This window comes from Kosakonia beeri (genome assembly GCF_054165705.1).
On the sequence record NZ_CM135106.1, the window covers coordinates 2,126,591 to 2,142,864 of the forward strand.

15 protein-coding genes are annotated in these 16,274 nt (G+C 54.9%); 8 read left to right on the top strand and 7 right to left on the bottom strand.

The features are described from left to right. Positions 1-6 precede the first annotated feature (6 nt). Both ACUY4S_RS10205 and manX read right to left on the bottom strand, forming a co-directional pair. Complete coding sequence (locus tag ACUY4S_RS10205; RefSeq protein WP_312689178.1) at positions 7-807, bottom strand: PTS mannose/fructose/sorbose transporter subunit IIC; 801 nt, start codon at positions 805-807, stop codon at positions 7-9. Between the two features lie 63 nt (positions 808-870). Then, complete coding sequence (gene manX, locus ACUY4S_RS10210; RefSeq protein WP_458021966.1) at positions 871-1,839, bottom strand: PTS mannose transporter subunit IIAB; 969 nt, start codon at positions 1,837-1,839, stop codon at positions 871-873. A 306-nt stretch (positions 1,840-2,145) separates the two neighbouring features. Between manX and ACUY4S_RS10215 the strand changes: the two genes are divergently transcribed. Next, positions 2,146-2,304, top strand: a complete 159-nt coding sequence (locus ACUY4S_RS10215) for a protein YoaL (protein WP_409429812.1) — start codon at positions 2,146-2,148, stop codon at positions 2,302-2,304. Further along, positions 2,292-3,851: a CNNM family cation transport protein YoaE gene (gene yoaE, locus ACUY4S_RS10220; RefSeq protein ID WP_458021962.1), complete on the top strand. Its 1,560-nt coding sequence runs from the start codon at positions 2,292-2,294 to the stop codon at positions 3,849-3,851. Before ACUY4S_RS10215 ends, yoaE begins: the two co-directional genes overlap by 13 nt. A 3-nt stretch (positions 3,852-3,854) precedes the next feature. Here the strand turns inward: yoaE and pdeD are convergent, their stop codons facing one another. The 4 genes from pdeD to pabB all read right to left on the bottom strand — a co-directional run bounded on the left by pdeD (position 3,855) and on the right by pabB (position 9,100). Continuing rightward, entirely contained in the window at positions 3,855-5,450 is a 1,596-nt protein-coding gene (pdeD, locus tag ACUY4S_RS10225; RefSeq protein ID WP_458021960.1) for a cyclic di-3',5'-guanosine monophosphate phosphodiesterase PdeD, read from the bottom strand. Between the two features lie 166 nt (positions 5,451-5,616). Beyond that, the gene (gene sdaA, locus ACUY4S_RS10230) at positions 5,617-6,981 is read right to left on the bottom strand and encodes an L-serine ammonia-lyase (protein ID WP_312689186.1); all 1,365 of its coding nucleotides are present in this window, start codon (positions 6,979-6,981) and stop codon (positions 5,617-5,619) included. 184 nt (positions 6,982-7,165) lie between these two features. Continuing rightward, a complete protein-coding gene (locus ACUY4S_RS10235) occupies positions 7,166-7,744 on the bottom strand; it encodes a CoA pyrophosphatase (protein WP_312689188.1) in 579 nt (192 codons plus the stop codon). Between the two features lie 3 nt (positions 7,745-7,747). Next, entirely contained in the window at positions 7,748-9,100 is a 1,353-nt protein-coding gene (gene pabB, locus ACUY4S_RS10240) for an aminodeoxychorismate synthase component 1 (RefSeq protein ID WP_312689190.1), read from the bottom strand. An 81-nt stretch (positions 9,101-9,181) separates the two neighbouring features. Between pabB and ACUY4S_RS10245 the strand changes: the two genes are divergently transcribed. Beyond that, the gene (locus ACUY4S_RS10245; RefSeq protein WP_458021997.1) at positions 9,182-9,364 is read left to right on the top strand and encodes a YoaH family protein; all 183 of its coding nucleotides are present in this window, start codon (positions 9,182-9,184) and stop codon (positions 9,362-9,364) included. Here the strand turns inward: ACUY4S_RS10245 and ACUY4S_RS10250 are convergent, their stop codons facing one another. Beyond that, entirely contained in the window at positions 9,365-9,709 is a 345-nt protein-coding gene (locus ACUY4S_RS10250; protein ID WP_312689192.1) for a RidA family protein, read from the bottom strand. Between the two features lie 111 nt (positions 9,710-9,820). On the opposite strand from ACUY4S_RS10250, the gene yoaA reads away from it, so the two are divergent. From yoaA to rnd, 5 genes are all read left to right on the top strand, one after another. After that, positions 9,821-11,731, top strand: a complete 1,911-nt coding sequence (gene yoaA / locus ACUY4S_RS10255; RefSeq protein WP_312689194.1) for a DNA repair helicase YoaA — start codon at positions 9,821-9,823, stop codon at positions 11,729-11,731. Between the two features lie 58 nt (positions 11,732-11,789). Further along, on the top strand, positions 11,790-12,485 hold the full coding sequence (tsaB, locus tag ACUY4S_RS10260) for a tRNA (adenosine(37)-N6)-threonylcarbamoyltransferase complex dimerization subunit type 1 TsaB (RefSeq protein WP_458021957.1): 696 nt from the start codon (positions 11,790-11,792) through the stop codon (positions 12,483-12,485). Positions 12,486-12,520: 35 nt separating this feature from the next. Further along, entirely contained in the window at positions 12,521-13,108 is a 588-nt protein-coding gene (locus ACUY4S_RS10265; protein ID WP_458021955.1) for a Slp/YeaY family lipoprotein, read from the top strand. A 202-nt stretch (positions 13,109-13,310) separates the two neighbouring features. After that, a complete protein-coding gene (gene fadD / locus ACUY4S_RS10270; protein WP_312689200.1) occupies positions 13,311-14,996 on the top strand; it encodes a long-chain-fatty-acid--CoA ligase FadD in 1,686 nt (561 codons plus the stop codon). A gap of 71 nt (positions 14,997-15,067) precedes the next feature. Beyond that, entirely contained in the window at positions 15,068-16,195 is a 1,128-nt protein-coding gene (gene rnd / locus ACUY4S_RS10275; RefSeq protein WP_458021953.1) for a ribonuclease D, read from the top strand. Positions 16,196-16,274 lie beyond the last annotated feature (79 nt).

Consider the following 16,274-nt stretch of genomic DNA (forward strand, 5'->3'; position numbering starts at 1 on the left):
CACCTGTTAATCCAGTTCGTTGTCGAGATCGTTAGAGGTAGCCGCCGGAGCTGAGCCACCAGCAGAGCGGTTATATTTCGGGCTAAGCTGAATATAGAGGATAGCCATCACCGCACCGATAACACCCAGCGAGACGAGGTTAAAGTTGGTGAAGGCAGCGGTTACAAAGCCGAGGTAGAAGAACGGCATCAAGTAACCTGCACGCATCATATTGATGACCATTGCATACCCGACAACCACAATCATGCCGCCCGCGATATTCAGACCGCTGGTAACCACTTCCGGAATGGCGTTCAGCATGCTTTGTACTTCGCTGGTGCCGACAGAGATAGCCACAATCACCGCCGGAATGGCAATACGCATGGCTTGCAGGAACAGAGAAGAAACGTGGATCCATGACAGCGCGGTCAGGTTACCGCTTTCCGCTGCCTTGTCCGCCGCATGCTGAAAGCCGACGGTGATGGTACGTACGATAATGGTCAGCACCTGGCCTGCCGCCGCCAGTGGAATAGCAAGGGCGATACCCGCGCCAATGCTCTGATGGCCGCCTATAACCAGGATTGTCGAGATAATAGACGCCAGTGCGGCATCCGGAGCAACGGCCGCACCGATGTTCATCCAGCCCAGCGCGATCATTTCCAGAGTACCGCCGATGATGATACCGGTTTTCATATCACCCAGAACGATACCCACCAGCGTACATGCCACCAACGGACGGTGGAACTGGAACTCGTCAAGTATCGACTCCATACCGGCAATACAAGCGACGACGAACACCAGCACAATCTGAAGAGTGGTAATCTCCATTGTACTTCTCCTATAGCTAAATCAGACGTAAGTGTGAAAACTGAGTCAATCAGATCGTCGCGGTTATTTCGCCACTTTGCTGATCAAATCCATCATTTTCAGTTTCGGATCGTTTGAAACTTTACGGACTTCAAGCTCAATACCGCGTTCGTTAAGTTGCTTGAATGCGGCGATATCTTTCTCGTCCACCGAAACGGCATTGTTCACCTGGGTTTTACCCTGCCGGTAGGCCATGCCACCGATGTTAACGGAGGTCAGTTTTACCCCGTCTTCAACAATGCGCAGCACATCGGTGGGATTGGTGAACAACAACATTACGCGCTCACCCGCATATTTCGGGTTGTTGTAGACACGGACCATTTTCGCCACATCAACCACATGCGCGGTTACGCCTGGAGGGGCAACCTGGGTCAATAAGGTTTTACGCACGTTGTCTGCGGCCACTTCATCGCTCACCACAATAATGCGGGTCACGTTCGTCTCTTTGGTCCAGCGGGTCGCCACCTGGCCGTGGATCAGGCGATCGTCGATACGTGCAAGGCCAATAACCATATAATCTTTTGGCCCCATAGGTTTGGCGGGTGCCGCGGGTTTTGCCGCAGCAGGTGCCGGGGCGGGAGCCGGTTTTTCCACGGGTTGTGCTTTCAGAGCTTTCACACCTTCACGGCCTGTTTCCACCGCCAGTGCAACCAGTTCATCGAAGGTTGGGTTGTCATCCCTGGCCATCAGTGTTTCCACCAGCATCGGGATATTAACGCCGGCAATCACCTCGTAATGCTCTTTATCGACGACAATGCGGCTGGCGGCGTTAAACGGGCTGCCACCCCATGTATCAACGAGAAATAGCACGCCTTTGCTGGTTTCCAGTTTTGCCAGCTGTGCGTTGTATTTTTCGATTAACGTTTCCGCATTTTCTCCGGGAACGAAATCAATCCAACCGACGTTTTCCTGCTCGCCCAGCAGCATCTCGGCGGTTTTGAGCAGCTGTTCCGCAGCCCAACCATGTGTGCCTAATACAATAGCAATGGTCACTTGCTACCTCCTTCTTCTTGTCGTAAACACATCGTGCTGGATGTATTGAGAACCTGTCCCGTAGACGGAATCGATTCAGATAAGGGTTAACGAGTACACCTATGACTTCCGTGAATTATTTTAGAGAGCGAAAAAATAATTTATGTGATGAAGATCCTCAATTTAGGTTTACTTTCTGTGAAATTTCGAAGCGCAAAATATCCACACAAACTGCAAAGTCTGGTAAATCTTTGCAAAATGTAAAGTCCCTCTGATATGTTTATCCTCCGTTTAATAAGTCAGGAGTATAGGGCATTAGCCCACAGTATGGACCGTCACCGACGTCAGTTCACCTTCAGGCCTTTCTGTGCCGCGCAATCCGGCGTTTTCCGCCACTTTCCAAATACGTTTGATGTCATCACGCCCGTGCTTAACCGCACGCCGTTTCGCTATTCCTTAAGCAGGAGCTTTGTATGGAATTCCTGATGGATCCCTCTATCTGGGCGGGATTGTTGACACTGGTAGTACTGGAAATCGTTCTTGGTATTGATAACCTGGTTTTTATCGCCATCCTTGCCGACAAACTACCGCCCAAACAGCGTGATAAAGCACGCCTGATTGGCCTGTCGCTGGCGCTGGTGATGCGGCTGGGGCTGTTATCGCTTATCTCATGGATGGTGACGCTCACAAAGCCGCTGTTTTCCATGTGGGATTTCACTTTCTCCGGCCGCGATTTGATCATGCTGTTCGGTGGTGTGTTCCTGCTGTTTAAAGCGACAACAGAACTGCATGAACGGCTGGAAAACCGCGATCATGACAGCGGCCAGGGCAAAGGCTACGCCAGCTTCTGGGTCGTGGTGGTGCAAATCGTTATTCTTGACGCCGTGTTTTCGCTCGATGCGGTGATCACCGCTGTCGGTATGGTAAACCACCTCCCGGTGATGATGGCCGCCGTCGTCATTGCGATGGCGGTGATGTTGCTGGCCTCCAAACCGTTAACGCGCTTCGTCAATCAGCATCCGACGGTAGTTGTGCTCTGTTTGAGCTTCCTGCTGATGATTGGCCTGAGTCTGGTCGCAGAAGGGTTTGGCTTCCATATTCCGAAAGGCTATCTGTACGCGGCTATCGGTTTCTCCATTGTGATTGAGTTCTTTAACCAGGTTGCCCGCCGCAACTTCATTCGCAACCAGTCGCGTCTGCCTCTGCGAGCCCGTACCGCCGATGCCATTCTGCGTTTAATGGGCGGTCGTCGCCAGGCTAATCCGCAAAATGAAGCCGACAGCCAGGCGCCGGTACCGGTACCGGAAGGTGCCTTCGCCGAAGAAGAGCGGTATATGATTAACGGCGTACTGACGCTGGCCTCCCGCTCGCTGCGCAGCATTATGACCCCGCGCGGTGAGATTAGCTGGGTGGATGCGAACCTGAGCGTTGATCAAATTCGCCAGCAACTGCTTTCGTCGCCGCACAGTCTTTTCCCGGTGTGCCGTGGTGAGTTAGATGAAGTGATTGGCATTGTGCGGGCGAAGGAGATCCTGGTTGCGCTGGAAGAGGGGGGCGATGTCGCCGCCATCGCCGCCGCGACCCCGGCAATCGTAGTACCGGAAACGCTGGATCCGATTAAATTGCTGGCGGTACTGCGCCGCGCCCGTGGGAGCTTCGTCATTGTTACGAACGAATTCGGTATGGTGCAGGGGCTGGTTACGCCGCTGGATGTGCTGGAAGCCATCGCCGGTGAGTTCCCGGATGCCGATGAAACCCCGGAAATCGTGGCCGATGGCGATGGCTGGCTGGTAAAAGGCACGACCGATCTGCATGCGCTGCAACACACGCTGGGTCTGGATAATTTGGTGAATGACGACGAAGATATTGCCACCGTAGCCGGCCTGGTGATCTCCGCCAAAGGGCAGATCCCTCAGCCGGGCGAGACGCTGGAGATGGCGCCGCTGCATATCACCGTGCTTGAAGCCAACGACTACCGTGTTGATTTGGTGCGTGTTGTTAAAGAGCGGCCAATCCACGACGAAGAAGAGTAATCCTTACCCTGGCATGAGCGGCACGATCTGGCCGTTAGGCTGCGCTGGCGGGGTGTTATTCCCCGCCAGCCACGTCGGGAAATCGCCTATCGGCATCGGTTTCGCAAATAAAAAGCCCTGTAAATGATGGACTTCCTGCTGGCGCAAATACTGCGCCTGCTGCGGTTGTTCCACGCCTTCCGCCACCAGTTCGATGTGCAGACGTTGCCCAAGGGCGATAATCATATCGGTCACGGTCGAATTCACCGCATCTGTACCAATCGCTGCAGTATAGGATTTATCAATTTTGAGCACGTCGGGGTTCAGCTTCTCCAGCCACGCGAGGGAACTGTTGCCCGTACCAAAATCATCAATCGCAATTTTCGTCCCTTTTCGGTGCAATTCGCGCACCATACGTGAGTCCACATCCTGCAGGGCATCACGCTCGGTTAGCTCAATGACCAGTTGCTGGTGTGGGCTTTTGCTATACCACAGCTGATTCAAATCTTTGAGCAGTTCGCCATGACGCAAATGGCTCGGCGCCACGTTAATACCGATGTGAAAATTCGGGCTGTCCGGGAACAGCACCAGTTGCCGCTGTGTTTCAATAATGACGTAGCGGGTAAGAGGGGCGATAAGGTGATGATCTTCGGCAATGGGGATAAACACTTCCGGAGAAATCCATCCCTGGCGCGGGTTATGCCAGCGTAACAGGATCTCCACACCGGTACACTGCAGGGTTCTGGCATTGACCAGCGGCTGGCAAAACAGTTCGAACTCATGGGCAGCAAGCCCGAGATTGATTTCCCTAGAAAAGCTCATGCGGCTGGCTGTTGCGAACCAGGCAATAAACCCGGTCAATAAGCCGATCATTATCGCCAGTGGCAATTGCGTAGGCAGTTGCCGGAGCGCCAGCTCACTCGCGCCAGGGCCACTAATGTTAACGGCAAACGGAAATATTGCAGACGATTGCTGATAGGTTTTCTCATCCTGCTGTGACGGCAAGGCGACTGTCACGCCAACATCCGGCACCAGATACCGCTCGCCAACGCGCAAAATGACCCGCGTGATGAGCGGTGCCTGCGGTTCAAACATCAGGCTGCTCAGCAGACCGATATTAATCGCTTCCATCACACCGCTTTGCCCGTCGTTGCTGACCGGATACCAGATAATCATTAACGGTGTGCCTTTTAGTAATGACCGGTCGGTCGTTAACATCATCACTGGCTTATCGTGGGGAAGATCGGGCTGAAGCTGATGCACCGGAATACTGCGGTAACCAAAAATACTGGAACAATAAAGAATGCCTTCCTTAACCAGCGCGATGGCGCGCACCGTTTGCAGGCTGGCCGCCTCTTTACGCAGTTTGGGGTGGGCATCTGCACAGGACGTACCCGCCAGCGTGACCAACTGTTCAGCGGTGGTCGTAAGCGGTTGCAGTAATTTCTCAAGGGATTGTACAGCGTGCTGGGTAAACGCAAGCATCTGCTGCTGGTTTGCGTTGCGCTCCGAAATAAAGCGAAACGAGAGGGTGGCTATCAACGCGACAAAGGCAATGACCACGCAGAAAATGGCGCGTTTTCGTCGATAGCCCTGGATGATCCTTTGCGCTGTTTGCATGCCATGATCGCCTGTCGAAACGCTGGCGTAAGTTCCTTGCCAGAACAGACAAAGTGTAGTGGGGAAATCAATAACCGACGAGAATAGCGGAGATATAGAGTGGAATCGTCGGCCCTGAGGCAATAAAAAACGCCGTTCGACTGAACGGCGTTGGGCAAGCCAGTGGTTAATCGCACTGCACTTTGATCGCCAGTCCGCCGCGGGATGTTTCGCGGTATTTGGCGTTCATATCTTTCCCGGTTTCATACATCGTTTCGATAACCTTATCGAGTGACACACGCGGTGCACTGGTGCGACGCATTGCCATGCGCGAGGCATTAATCGCCTTCACCGATGCGATGGCGTTACGCTCAATGCAGGGAACCTGCACCTGGCCGGCAACCGGGTCGCAGGTCAGTCCGAGGTTATGTTCCATACCAATCTCTGCGGCAACGCACACCTGCTCCGGGCTGGCACCCAGTAATTCGGCCAGACCTGCCGCGGCCATAGAGCAGGCTACGCCGACTTCGCCCTGGCAGCCGACTTCAGCACCGGAAATGGACGCATTCATCTTGTACAAGGCCCCAATTGCGCCGGCAGCAAGGAAATAACGGATATAAATATCCGGGCTGACCGATTCAATAAAGTGATCGTAATAGGCCAGTACGGCCGGGACGATGCCACAGGCGCCATTGGTCGGTGCTGTCACTACGCGCCCGCCAGCGGCGTTCTCTTCATTCACGGCAAGCGCGAACATATTAACCCAGTCGATGACGTTCATCGGATCGTTGGACAGCTTATCGCTCGCTACCAGCATCCGACGCAGTGCAGACGCACGTCTCGGCACACGCAGTGGACCCGGCAGAACCCCTTCGGTATTCATCCCGCGATCGATGCAGGCGCGCATGGTCGCCCAGACGTGACCAAAATAGTCTTCAATCTCTTTTTTCGAGTGCAGCGCCAGCTCGTTCTGCATCACCATGCCGGAAAGCGATAGCCCGGTTTCTTTGCAGTAATCCAGCATTTGCGTGGCGGAGTTAAAGGGGTAGGGCACGCTGACCGAATCCAGCGTCGATTTACCGAAATTCTCTTCATCAACGATAAAGCCGCCGCCGATAGAGTAGTAGGTTTTGCTGTACGTCACCTGCTCGCCGCGCCAGGCGGAGATGCGCATCCCATTTTCATGCAGCGACAGGTTATCGCTGTGAAAGCGCATGCCATCATCCTGCGGGAAGTCGACTTCATGGCGGCCCTGCGCCAGCAGTAAACGCCCCCGGGTTTGCACGTCGCGAATAAAACCGGGAATGGAATCAATATCGACCGTGGCCGGTTCGTTACCCGCCAGCCCCATAATAATGGCGATATCGGTATGGTGGCCTTTCCCGGTAAGGGACAGTGAGCCGTAAACATCCACCGCAATACGCGTGGTGTCTTCCAGCAATCCTTTTTCGACCAGATCATCGACGAACTGCTTACCGGCCTTCATCGGGCCAACAGTGTGGGAAGATGAGGGACCAATCCCCACCTTGAACATGTCGAATATACTAATCACATTAACACTCCTGACAGGGTTACCGGGTTTCCAGTAACGATGTAATAACTGCGCATAGTGTAAGAGGGAAGGTTGCCGTCAGCTTAACTATTCACATGAATTAAACTAATGCGTAACCCTGATTAAACTAATAAAGCGAAGTCGCTCGCAATCTGTCAAAAAGGTGCGTTGTGTAAAGTATAGTCTATGGCAGGCGGCCGATCTGTAACGCCAGTGAGCGGATAATACCCGCCGTCATGCCCCAAACAAAATAATGCTGATACCACGATAACCATACCCGATGTGCATTGCCGTGGCGGTGCACATCCAGCGGGTGATAACGCCCCAAGCGCAGCGCTTCTGCCAGCGGCATTTCAAACACGGCCGCCACTTCATCTTCGCTGGCGCGCCACGGCAAATCTGGCGGGATCACCCCAACAACAGGGGTAACCTGAAAACCAGTCACACTGTCCACCGGTGGCAATACGCCGATTACTTCCACCGCGTCTGGCGGAATAGCGACCTCTTCGTGCGCTTCGCGTAGCGCAGCAGCAATGAGCGAGGCATCGGTACTGTCGACCGCACCGCCGGGAAAGGCGACCTGCCCGGCATGTTTGCGCAATAACGGCGAGCGCTGGGTGAGCAGCAGACCAGGCTGCTCGCGGCGCACCACCGGCACCAGTACGGCCGCCTGGCGTGCGTTGAGGGTGGGCGGATTCAGTTGCGGGCGCAAAAGCTGAAAGCGTGATAAAAAATCGTCCAGAGTTAAAGCCGGTTGTTCCACTCGTCATTTCTCCAGTTGCCGCAGGATACGATTAACCTTATCAAAAGTTTCCTGATATTCCGCCTCTTCCTCACTATCGGCGACGATGCCGCCCCCTGCGGAGCAGTATATTTGCCCCTTGCAGGCGGTCAGCGTGCGAATGGTGATACTGGTGTCCATATTGCCGCAAACGCTGAGATAGCCGATGCTGCCGCACCAGGCATTACGCCGCTGCGGCTCCAGAGCGTCAATGATCTCCATGGCCCGCACTTTGGGCGCGCCGGTAATGGAACCGCCAGGAAATGCGGCACGCAGTAAATCCGTGGCGCGGCGACCGGCGGGCAGGGTCGCGGTCACGGTACTGACCAGATGGTGCACCGCCGGAAACGGTTCAACAACAAACAGTTCCGGTACGCGTACCGTTCCGGGTAAGGCTACCCGACCTATGTCATTGCGCATTAAATCGACAATCATGAGATTTTCCGCGCGATCTTTGGGCGACGTGGCCAGTTTCTGCGCCTGCTGCGCATCCGCCTGCGGATCGGCAAGGCGTGGCAGCGTACCTTTAATAGGCCGTGTCTCGATATGTTCCCCATTAAGACGAATAAAGCGTTCCGGCGACAGGCTGAGGATCGCCCCCTCCGGCAACCGCAGGAAGGCGCTAAACGGGGCGCGATTTTCGCGATTCAGCCGGGTAAAAGCCAGCCATTCATCGCCGTGATAACGGGCCTGAAAGCGTTGGGCAAGATTGACCTGGTAGCAGTCACCGCTGTGCAGCCAGGCCTGCACCTGACGAAACTTTTCACCGTACTGCGCCCGGCTCATATTGGCCCGCCAGGGTGATGTTAAGCAAAACGGTTCCCGCTGCGGCGCACATTGCGCTTGTAACCACGCCAGCCGCGCATGTACATCGCCATGGCTGAGAAGCGTCACGCGCTGGCGCTGGTGATCTACAATCAGTGCCCAGTCATAAATCCCCACCGCCATATCGGGTAAGTCAATATCGCGCAGGGCATGATTGGGAAGTTTCTCAAAACGGCGGCCCAGATCGTAGCCAAAGAGCCCAAGCGCGCCGCCCTGAAACGGCAAATCTGCATCAGGCTGCGCCTGCAGACCACACTCATCAAGCGCGTGTTGTACCCATTGTAGCGGATCGTCATACCGTGTGCGGCCGTCATCGCAGCGGGTGGCCTCGCTGTAAGTAGTGAGGGTTTTTAGCGGATCGGCTACCAGAATATCAAAGCGATTATGCGGGTGATCGGCATGGCCCGAATGTAACAGCATGGCCCAGGGTAGCGGGCTGAGCGGGGCAAAATAGTATTCTGCGGCGTCCTGACGCCACGGTAAGGAAATAACGGCGGGGGATAACGTCTTCATGGGCCCTCATGTGCGTCTTCGACTGGCGAATCGCGCAGACGCATGGAATAATTAGCGCCAACAATTTAGCAGGAGTTAATGATGTTTGCAGGTTTACCTTCGCTCAGTCACGAGCAGCAACAAAAAGCGGTCGAGCGTATTCAGGAGCTGATGGCAGGCGGTATGAGTAGCGGACAGGCCATTGCTCAGGTAGCGGAAGAGCTGCGCGCCACGCATACCGGCGAGCGGATCGTGGCGCGCTTTGAAGATGAAGAAGACGAGTAATTACACCGCCGCGATAATTTTGATTTCGACTTTATAACGCGGGTTCATTAACGTCGCCTGCACCGTGCAACGCACGGGTGCATGGCCAGCCACTACCCACTCATCCCAGGCTTTATTCATTGCGGCAAAGTCAGTGCTGTCTGCCAGAAAGAGGGTGGCGTCAAGAATACGTGATTTATCGCTGCCCTGTTTCTCCAGCACTGCGTCGATTTGCGCCAGTGTGTTCACCGTTTGCGCATAGGCATCGGCATCCAGATTTTCAGGTACGCCAGTGTAATAGAGGGTCTGATTATGAATGACCACATCAGACCAGCGTGCTTCCGCATCGATTCGCACAATCGTCATACTCATTTCCTTTTGATTCTTTTCACAGGCTGGCAAGAGTGCCACATAAACCCGGCTGGCGTAAATCCGCTCACCCTGACATAATCACTGGCGATTTAACCAGGGGGTAGTGTGACCGACGATTTTGCAACAGACGGCAAGCTTGCCGAGGCGATACCGGGATTTAAACCGCGCGAACCGCAGCGCCAGATGGCGCACGCCATCACCGAAGCGATTAACGACACCCGGCCGCTGGTGGTCGAAGCGGGGACCGGTACCGGCAAAACCTACGCCTACCTCGCGCCTGCGTTACGTGCCGGAAAGAAAGTGATTATTTCGACCGGCTCCAAAGCCCTGCAGGATCAGCTCTACAGTCGCGATCTGCCTACCGTGGCGAAAGCCCTGGCTTTCACCGGGCGCACTGCGTTATTAAAAGGGCGCTCCAACTATTTATGCATCGAGCGGCTGGAACAACAAGCGCTGGCGGGCGGCGATCTGCCGGTGCAAACGCTGAGCGATGTGATCCTGCTACGCTCCTGGTCCAATCAAACCACCGACGGTGATATCAGTACCTGCGTTAGCGTGGCGGAAGATTCACAGGCCTGGCCGCTGGTCACCAGTACTAATGACAACTGTCTGGGCAGTGATTGCCCGATGTACAAAGATTGTTTCGTGGTGAAAGCGCGTAAAAAAGCGATGGACGCCGATGTGGTGGTCGTTAACCACCATCTGTTTCTTGCGGATATGGTGGTGAAAGAGAGTGGCTTTGGTGAGCTTATCCCGGAAGCCGAAGTGATGATTTTTGACGAAGCCCACCAGCTTCCGGATATTGCCAGCCAGTATTTCGGCCAGTCGCTCTCCAGTCGACAGTTGCAGGATCTGGCGAAAGATTTCACCATCGCCTATCGCACCGAATTGCGCGATACCGCGCAACTGCAAAAATGCGCCGATCGGCTGGCACAAAGCGCACAAGATTTTCGTCTGCAACTCGGCGAACCGGGGTATCGCGGCAACCTGCGCGAACTGCTGGCGGACGCTAACATTCAGCGCGCGTTGCTGCTGCTCGATGATGCACTCGAACTCTGCTACGACGTGGCGAAACTGTCGCTCGGCCGTTCAGCGTTACTGGACGCTGCCTTTGAGCGTGCCACGCTCTATCGTGCCCGGTTAAAGCGCCTGAAAGAAATCAATCAGCCGGGTTACAGTTACTGGTATGAATGCACATCCCGCCACTTCACGCTGGCCCTGACACCGCTGACAGTAGCGGATAAATTCACCGAAGTGATGGCACAAAAAAAAGGCACCTGGATCTTCACCTCGGCGACGCTGTCGGTGAATGACGATCTGCACCACTTCACCGCCCGTCTGGGTATTGATGATGCGCAGTCGCTGCTGCTACCCAGCCCGTTTGATTATCAACGCCAGGCACTGTTATGCGTGCCGCGTAATTTGCCGCAAACCAACCAACCCGGCGCGGCGCGCCAACTGGCGGCGATGCTACGACCAATCATTGAAGCTAACAACGGTCGCTGCTTTATGCTGTGCACCTCCCACGCCATGATGCGCGATCTTGCCGGGGAGTTCCGGGCGACCATGACTTTGCCGGTACTGTTGCAGGGAGAAACCAGCAAAGGGCAACTGTTGCAGCAGTTTGTTAACGCGGGCAATGCGCTACTGGTCGCCACCAGCAGTTTTTGGGAAGGGGTGGATGTGCGCGGCGATGCGCTATCCCTGGTGATCATTGATAAGCTACCTTTTACCTCGCCCGACGATCCACTGCTAAAAGCGCGCATGGAAGACTGCCGTTTACGCGGCGGCGATCCCTTTGATGAAGTGCAACTTCCCGATGCCGTGATCACCCTCAAGCAGGGCGTCGGGCGTCTGATCCGCGACATTGACGATCGTGGCGTGCTGGTCATTTGCGATAACCGTCTGGTCATGCGTCCTTACGGGGCGGTGTTTTTATCCAGCTTACCGCCCGCGCCCCGCACACGGGATATTCGTCGCGCGGTGCAATTCCTCGCCTCACCACCGGCGCAGTAATTTGCTGCAGACTGTGGTAAGATGCGCGCCATTTTGTTGAAAGTGGACTGCTATACCCATGCGAATTCTGGCTATTGATACCGCCACCGAAGCCTGCTCTGTTGCTCTGTGGAATGATGGTACGACCTTCGCTCACTTCGAACTTTGCCCCCGCGAACACACACAACGCATCCTGCCGCTGGTCAAGGATGTCCTTCTTGATGCCGACCTGTCGCTGACGCAGCTGGATGCGCTGGCGTTTGGCCGTGGGCCGGGAAGCTTTACCGGCGTGCGGATTGGTATTGGCATTGCGCAGGGGCTGGCGCTGGGCGCTGAACTGCCGATGATTGGCGTGTCAACGCTGGCCACGATGGCACAGGGCGCATGGCGTAAAACGGGTGCAACCCGTGTGCTGGCGGCCATTGATGCGCGTATGGGCGAAGTCTACTGGGCGGAATACCAGCGCGATGATCAGGGCATCTGGCAGGGCGAAGAAACCGAAGCCGTTTTGAAGCCGGAGGCGGTGATTGCCCGCCTGCAGCAGCTTGACGGGGAGTGGGCGATGGTGGGCACCGGTTGGACTGCCTGGCCGGAGATGAGCCAGACTGCCGCGCCTACGTTAACCAACGGCGAAACTGAACTTCCCGCTGCGGAGGATATGTTACCGATTGCGCAGCAGTTATTTGCACAGCAGCGCACGGTGGCGGTTGAACACGCCGAACCGGTTTATTTGCGTAACGAAGTGGCGTGGAAGAAACTTCCTGGCCGGGAATGAATCTCAGTAGTACAAACTGAGTGAGGATTCGCATCATGGCGGTTCAAAGAAAAAGTATGCACTGGTTGTTTGCTGTTCTGACGACGGCGGTGTTAAGTGGCTGTGTTTCAGTGCCTGACGCGATTAAAGGAACCAGTCCGCAACCGCAAGATGATCTTGTGCGGGTGATGAATGCGCCAGCGCTGTACGTTGGCCAGGAAGCGCGTTTTGGTGGCAAAGTGGTGGATATCCAGAATCAGCAGGGGAAAACCCGTCTGGAGATTGCCGCTGTGCCGCTTGATAGCGGCGCCCGCCCGGTGCTGGGCGAAGCGTCTGTCGGCCGGATTTATGCCGATGTCAACGGTTTCCTCGACCCGGTCGACTTCCGCAACCAATTGGTGACCGTGGTTGGGCCAATTACCGGTACCGTCGACGGGAAAGTAGGGAATGCGCCCTATAAATTTATGACCATGCAGGCGACAGGTTACAAACGCTGGCGTCTTACTCAACAGGTGATGTTGCCGCCGCAACCGATGGATCCCTGGTTTTGGGGACCTGGGCCGCGTCCGCTGCACCCGGGTTTCGGGGGATGGGGATGGTACCCACCGGAGCCGGCCCGTGTTGAGACTGTCGTGACTGAGTAACAGGTATTATCAACGGAAAGAGACAGCGGCCTGGCCGCTGTTTTCGTCTGTAGCAGTTCATAAGAAAAATAATTAGTGACGGGCTTCGCAACCTTCGGTTCGCTTAATTAATAAACTGGTACGCTGAGTTAATATTATGTTAACGGCTTGTTTATTAACTGGGGTTGTGATGACCAAAAATACTCATTTCAGAGGTGATGCATTGAAGAAGGTTTGGCTTAACCGTTATCCTGCAGACGTTCCTGCGGAGATCAACCCTGACCGTTATCAATCCCTGGTTGAATTATTCGAACACTCCACAGCCCGCTATGCCGATCAGCCTGCGTTTATTAACATGGGCGAGGTGATGACCTACCGTAAGCTGGAAGAGCGTAGCCGGGCCTTTGCCGCGTACCTTCAGCAGGGGCTGGGGCTGCAAAAGGGCGACCGTGTTGCGTTAATGATGCCGAACCTGCTGCAATACCCTGTCGCGCTGTTTGGTATTTTGCGAGCCGGGATGATCGTGGTGAATGTGAACCCGCTCTACACTCCTCGCGAACTGGAACATCAACTGAATGACAGCGGTGCTGCGGCTATTGTTATTGTTTCCAACTTCGCTCATACCCTGGAAAAAGTGGTCGAAAAAACCCAGGTGCGCCACGTTATTCTGACGCGCATGGGCGATCAGCTCTCGTCTGCTAAGGGCACACTGGTTAACTTCGTCGTTAAGTATGTAAAACGCCTTGTGCCGAAATACCACCTGCCGGACGCCATTTCCTTCCGTCGTGCACTGCAAAGCGGCTACCGCATGCAGTACGTGAAACCTGAACTGACCCCTGAGGATTTGGCTTTCCTGCAATATACTGGCGGCACCACGGGTGTGGCGAAAGGGGCGATGTTAACCCACCGCAATATGCTGGCGAACCTTGAGCAAGTGAACGCCACATACGGGCCCTTGCTGCACCGGGGCAAAGAGCTGGTGGTTACCGCGCTTCCGCTTTATCACATTTTTGCCCTGACCATGAACTGCCTGCTGTTTATTGAGCTGGGCGGGCAAAACCTGCTGATCACCAACCCGCGCGATATCCCGGGATTGGTGAAAGAGCTGGCAAAATATCCTTTTACCTCGATGACAGGGGTCAACACCCTGTTCAACGCGCTGCTTAATAACGAAGAGTTTCGTCAACTCGATTTCTCTTCGCTACACCTGTCAGCAGGTGGCGGTATGCCTGTTCAACAAGCGGTAGCCGAGCGCTGGGTCAAACTGACGGGCCAGTATCTGCTGGAGGGCTACGGGCTGACGGAGTGTTCGCCGCTGGTCAGCGTTAACCCGCACGATATTGATTATCACAGCGGCAGTATTGGTCTGCCGGTGCCGTCTACAGAAGCGAAGCTGGTGGATGATGAAGGTAACGAAGTTCCCCCAGGTGAGCCGGGCGAATTGTGCGTGAAAGGGCCGCAGGTGATGCTGGGCTACTGGCAGCGCCCGGATGCGACCGATGAGATCCTGCGCGACGGCTGGCTCTATACCGGTGACATCGCGGTAATGGATGATGAAGGTTTTCTGCGCATTGTCGATCGTAAAAAAGACATGATTCTGGTTTCCGGTTTCAACGTTTATCCCAATGAAATTGAAGATGTGGTCATGCAGCATAGCGGCGTGCGCGAAGTGGCCGCCGTTGGCGTGCCATCGGAAAACAGCGGCGAAGCGGTGAAAATTTTCGTGGTGAAAAAGGATGAAAGCCTCACTGAAGAGGCGCTGATCTCCTTCTGCCGCCGCCAGTTGACCGGCTACAAAGTACCGAAACAGGTGGAATTTAGAAGCGAGTTACCAAAATCGAACGTGGGTAAAATTTTACGGCGAGAATTGCGTGACGAAGCCCGTAGCAAAGTGGACAATAAACCCTGAGCTATGCATTAATCGCCCGAACGCCGGTTAATCCGGCGTTTTTTATGGGCGCAAACTAAAGAGATAATGATTTGAATTACCAGATGATCACCACCAACGATGCGTTGGCAGCGTTATGTGAAGCGGCCAGCACGTTTCCGGCCATTGCCCTGGATACCGAATTTGTCCGCACCCGTACCTATTACCCGCAGCTGGGGCTGCTTCAGATGTATGACGGCGAGCGTGTGGCGCTGATCGATCCTTTGTCTGTGACCGACTGGGCACCGTTTCGCGATCTGCTAATTAACCCCCAGGTGACCAAATATCTGCACGCTGGCAGTGAAGATCTGGAAGTGTTTCTCAATGCGTTCGGCGTACAACCCCAGCCGATGATCGATACCCAAATCCTGGCCGCCTTTTGCGGTCGTCCACTTTCCTGGGGGTTTGCCGCGATGGTGGAAGAGTTTACCGGTCTGGTCATCGATAAAAGTGAATCGCGCACTGACTGGCTGGCGCGCCCGCTAACCGAGCGCCAGTGCGATTATGCGGCGGCGGACGTGTGGTATCTGTTGCCGATTGCCAACAAATTACTGGCGGAAACTGAACAGGCAGGCCGGCTGGATGCTGCGCTCGATGAGTGTCGCCTGATGATGCAGCGTCGCCAGGAAGTGCTGGCCCCGCAAGAAGCATGGCGCGAGATCTCTAATGCCTGGCAGTTGCGTACCCGCCAGCTCGCCTGCCTGCAATTGCTTGCCGACTGGCGTTTGCGTAAAGCCCGCGAACGCGACCTGGCGGTGAACTTCGTGGTGCGGGAAGAGAACCTGTGGGCGGTGGCGCGATACATGCCTTCCAGCATGGGTGAACTGGACAGCATTGGTTTGTCGGGAAGCGAGATCCGCTTCCACGGAAAAACGCTGCTGGCGTTGGTTGCTCAGGCGCAGGCGTTGCCGGAAGAGGCTTTGCCAGAACCGCTGCTTAACCTGATGGATATGCCGGGCTATCGGAAGGTATTTAAAGCGATCAAAGCGCTGGTTCAGACTATGGGTGAGAAGCAGAACGTCAGTGTCGAGTTGCTGGCATCGCGTCGGCAAATCAACCAGCTGCTTAACTGGCACTGGAAATTAAAACCGCAGTCGGCTTTACCTGAATTAATAAGCGGCTGGCGCGGCGAAATGATGGCTGATGAACTGAAAAAATTACTGGCGGAATATCCGCGCTAATAACTGTAAATAATTACAGGGGTTAGCGAGGAATAAACAAAAAAGGCAGAACGGAGTCTGCCTTTTTTAATGCCAGCGT

What these genes read in the sequence shown, in the direction of transcription:
- ACUY4S_RS10205 (WP_312689178.1), bottom strand. Translation starts at nt 807, where the DNA reads ATGGAGATTACCACTCTTCAGATTGTGCTGGTGTTCGTCGTCGCTTGT.
- ACUY4S_RS10215 (WP_409429812.1), top strand. Translation starts at nt 2,146, where the DNA reads ATGGACCGTCACCGACGTCAGTTCACCTTCAGGCCTTTCTGTGCCGCG.
- yoaE (WP_458021962.1), top strand. Translation starts at nt 2,292, where the DNA reads ATGGAATTCCTGATGGATCCCTCTATCTGGGCGGGATTGTTGACACTG.
- pdeD (WP_458021960.1), bottom strand. Translation starts at nt 5,450, where the DNA reads ATGCAAACAGCGCAAAGGATCATCCAGGGCTATCGACGAAAACGCGCC.
- pabB (WP_312689190.1), bottom strand. Translation starts at nt 9,100, where the DNA reads ATGAAGACGTTATCCCCCGCCGTTATTTCCTTACCGTGGCGTCAGGAC.
- ACUY4S_RS10245 (WP_458021997.1), top strand. Translation starts at nt 9,182, where the DNA reads ATGTTTGCAGGTTTACCTTCGCTCAGTCACGAGCAGCAACAAAAAGCG.
- ACUY4S_RS10250 (WP_312689192.1), bottom strand. Translation starts at nt 9,709, where the DNA reads ATGACGATTGTGCGAATCGATGCGGAAGCACGCTGGTCTGATGTGGTC.
- tsaB (WP_458021957.1), top strand. Translation starts at nt 11,790, where the DNA reads ATGCGAATTCTGGCTATTGATACCGCCACCGAAGCCTGCTCTGTTGCT.
- ACUY4S_RS10265 (WP_458021955.1), top strand. Translation starts at nt 12,521, where the DNA reads ATGGCGGTTCAAAGAAAAAGTATGCACTGGTTGTTTGCTGTTCTGACG.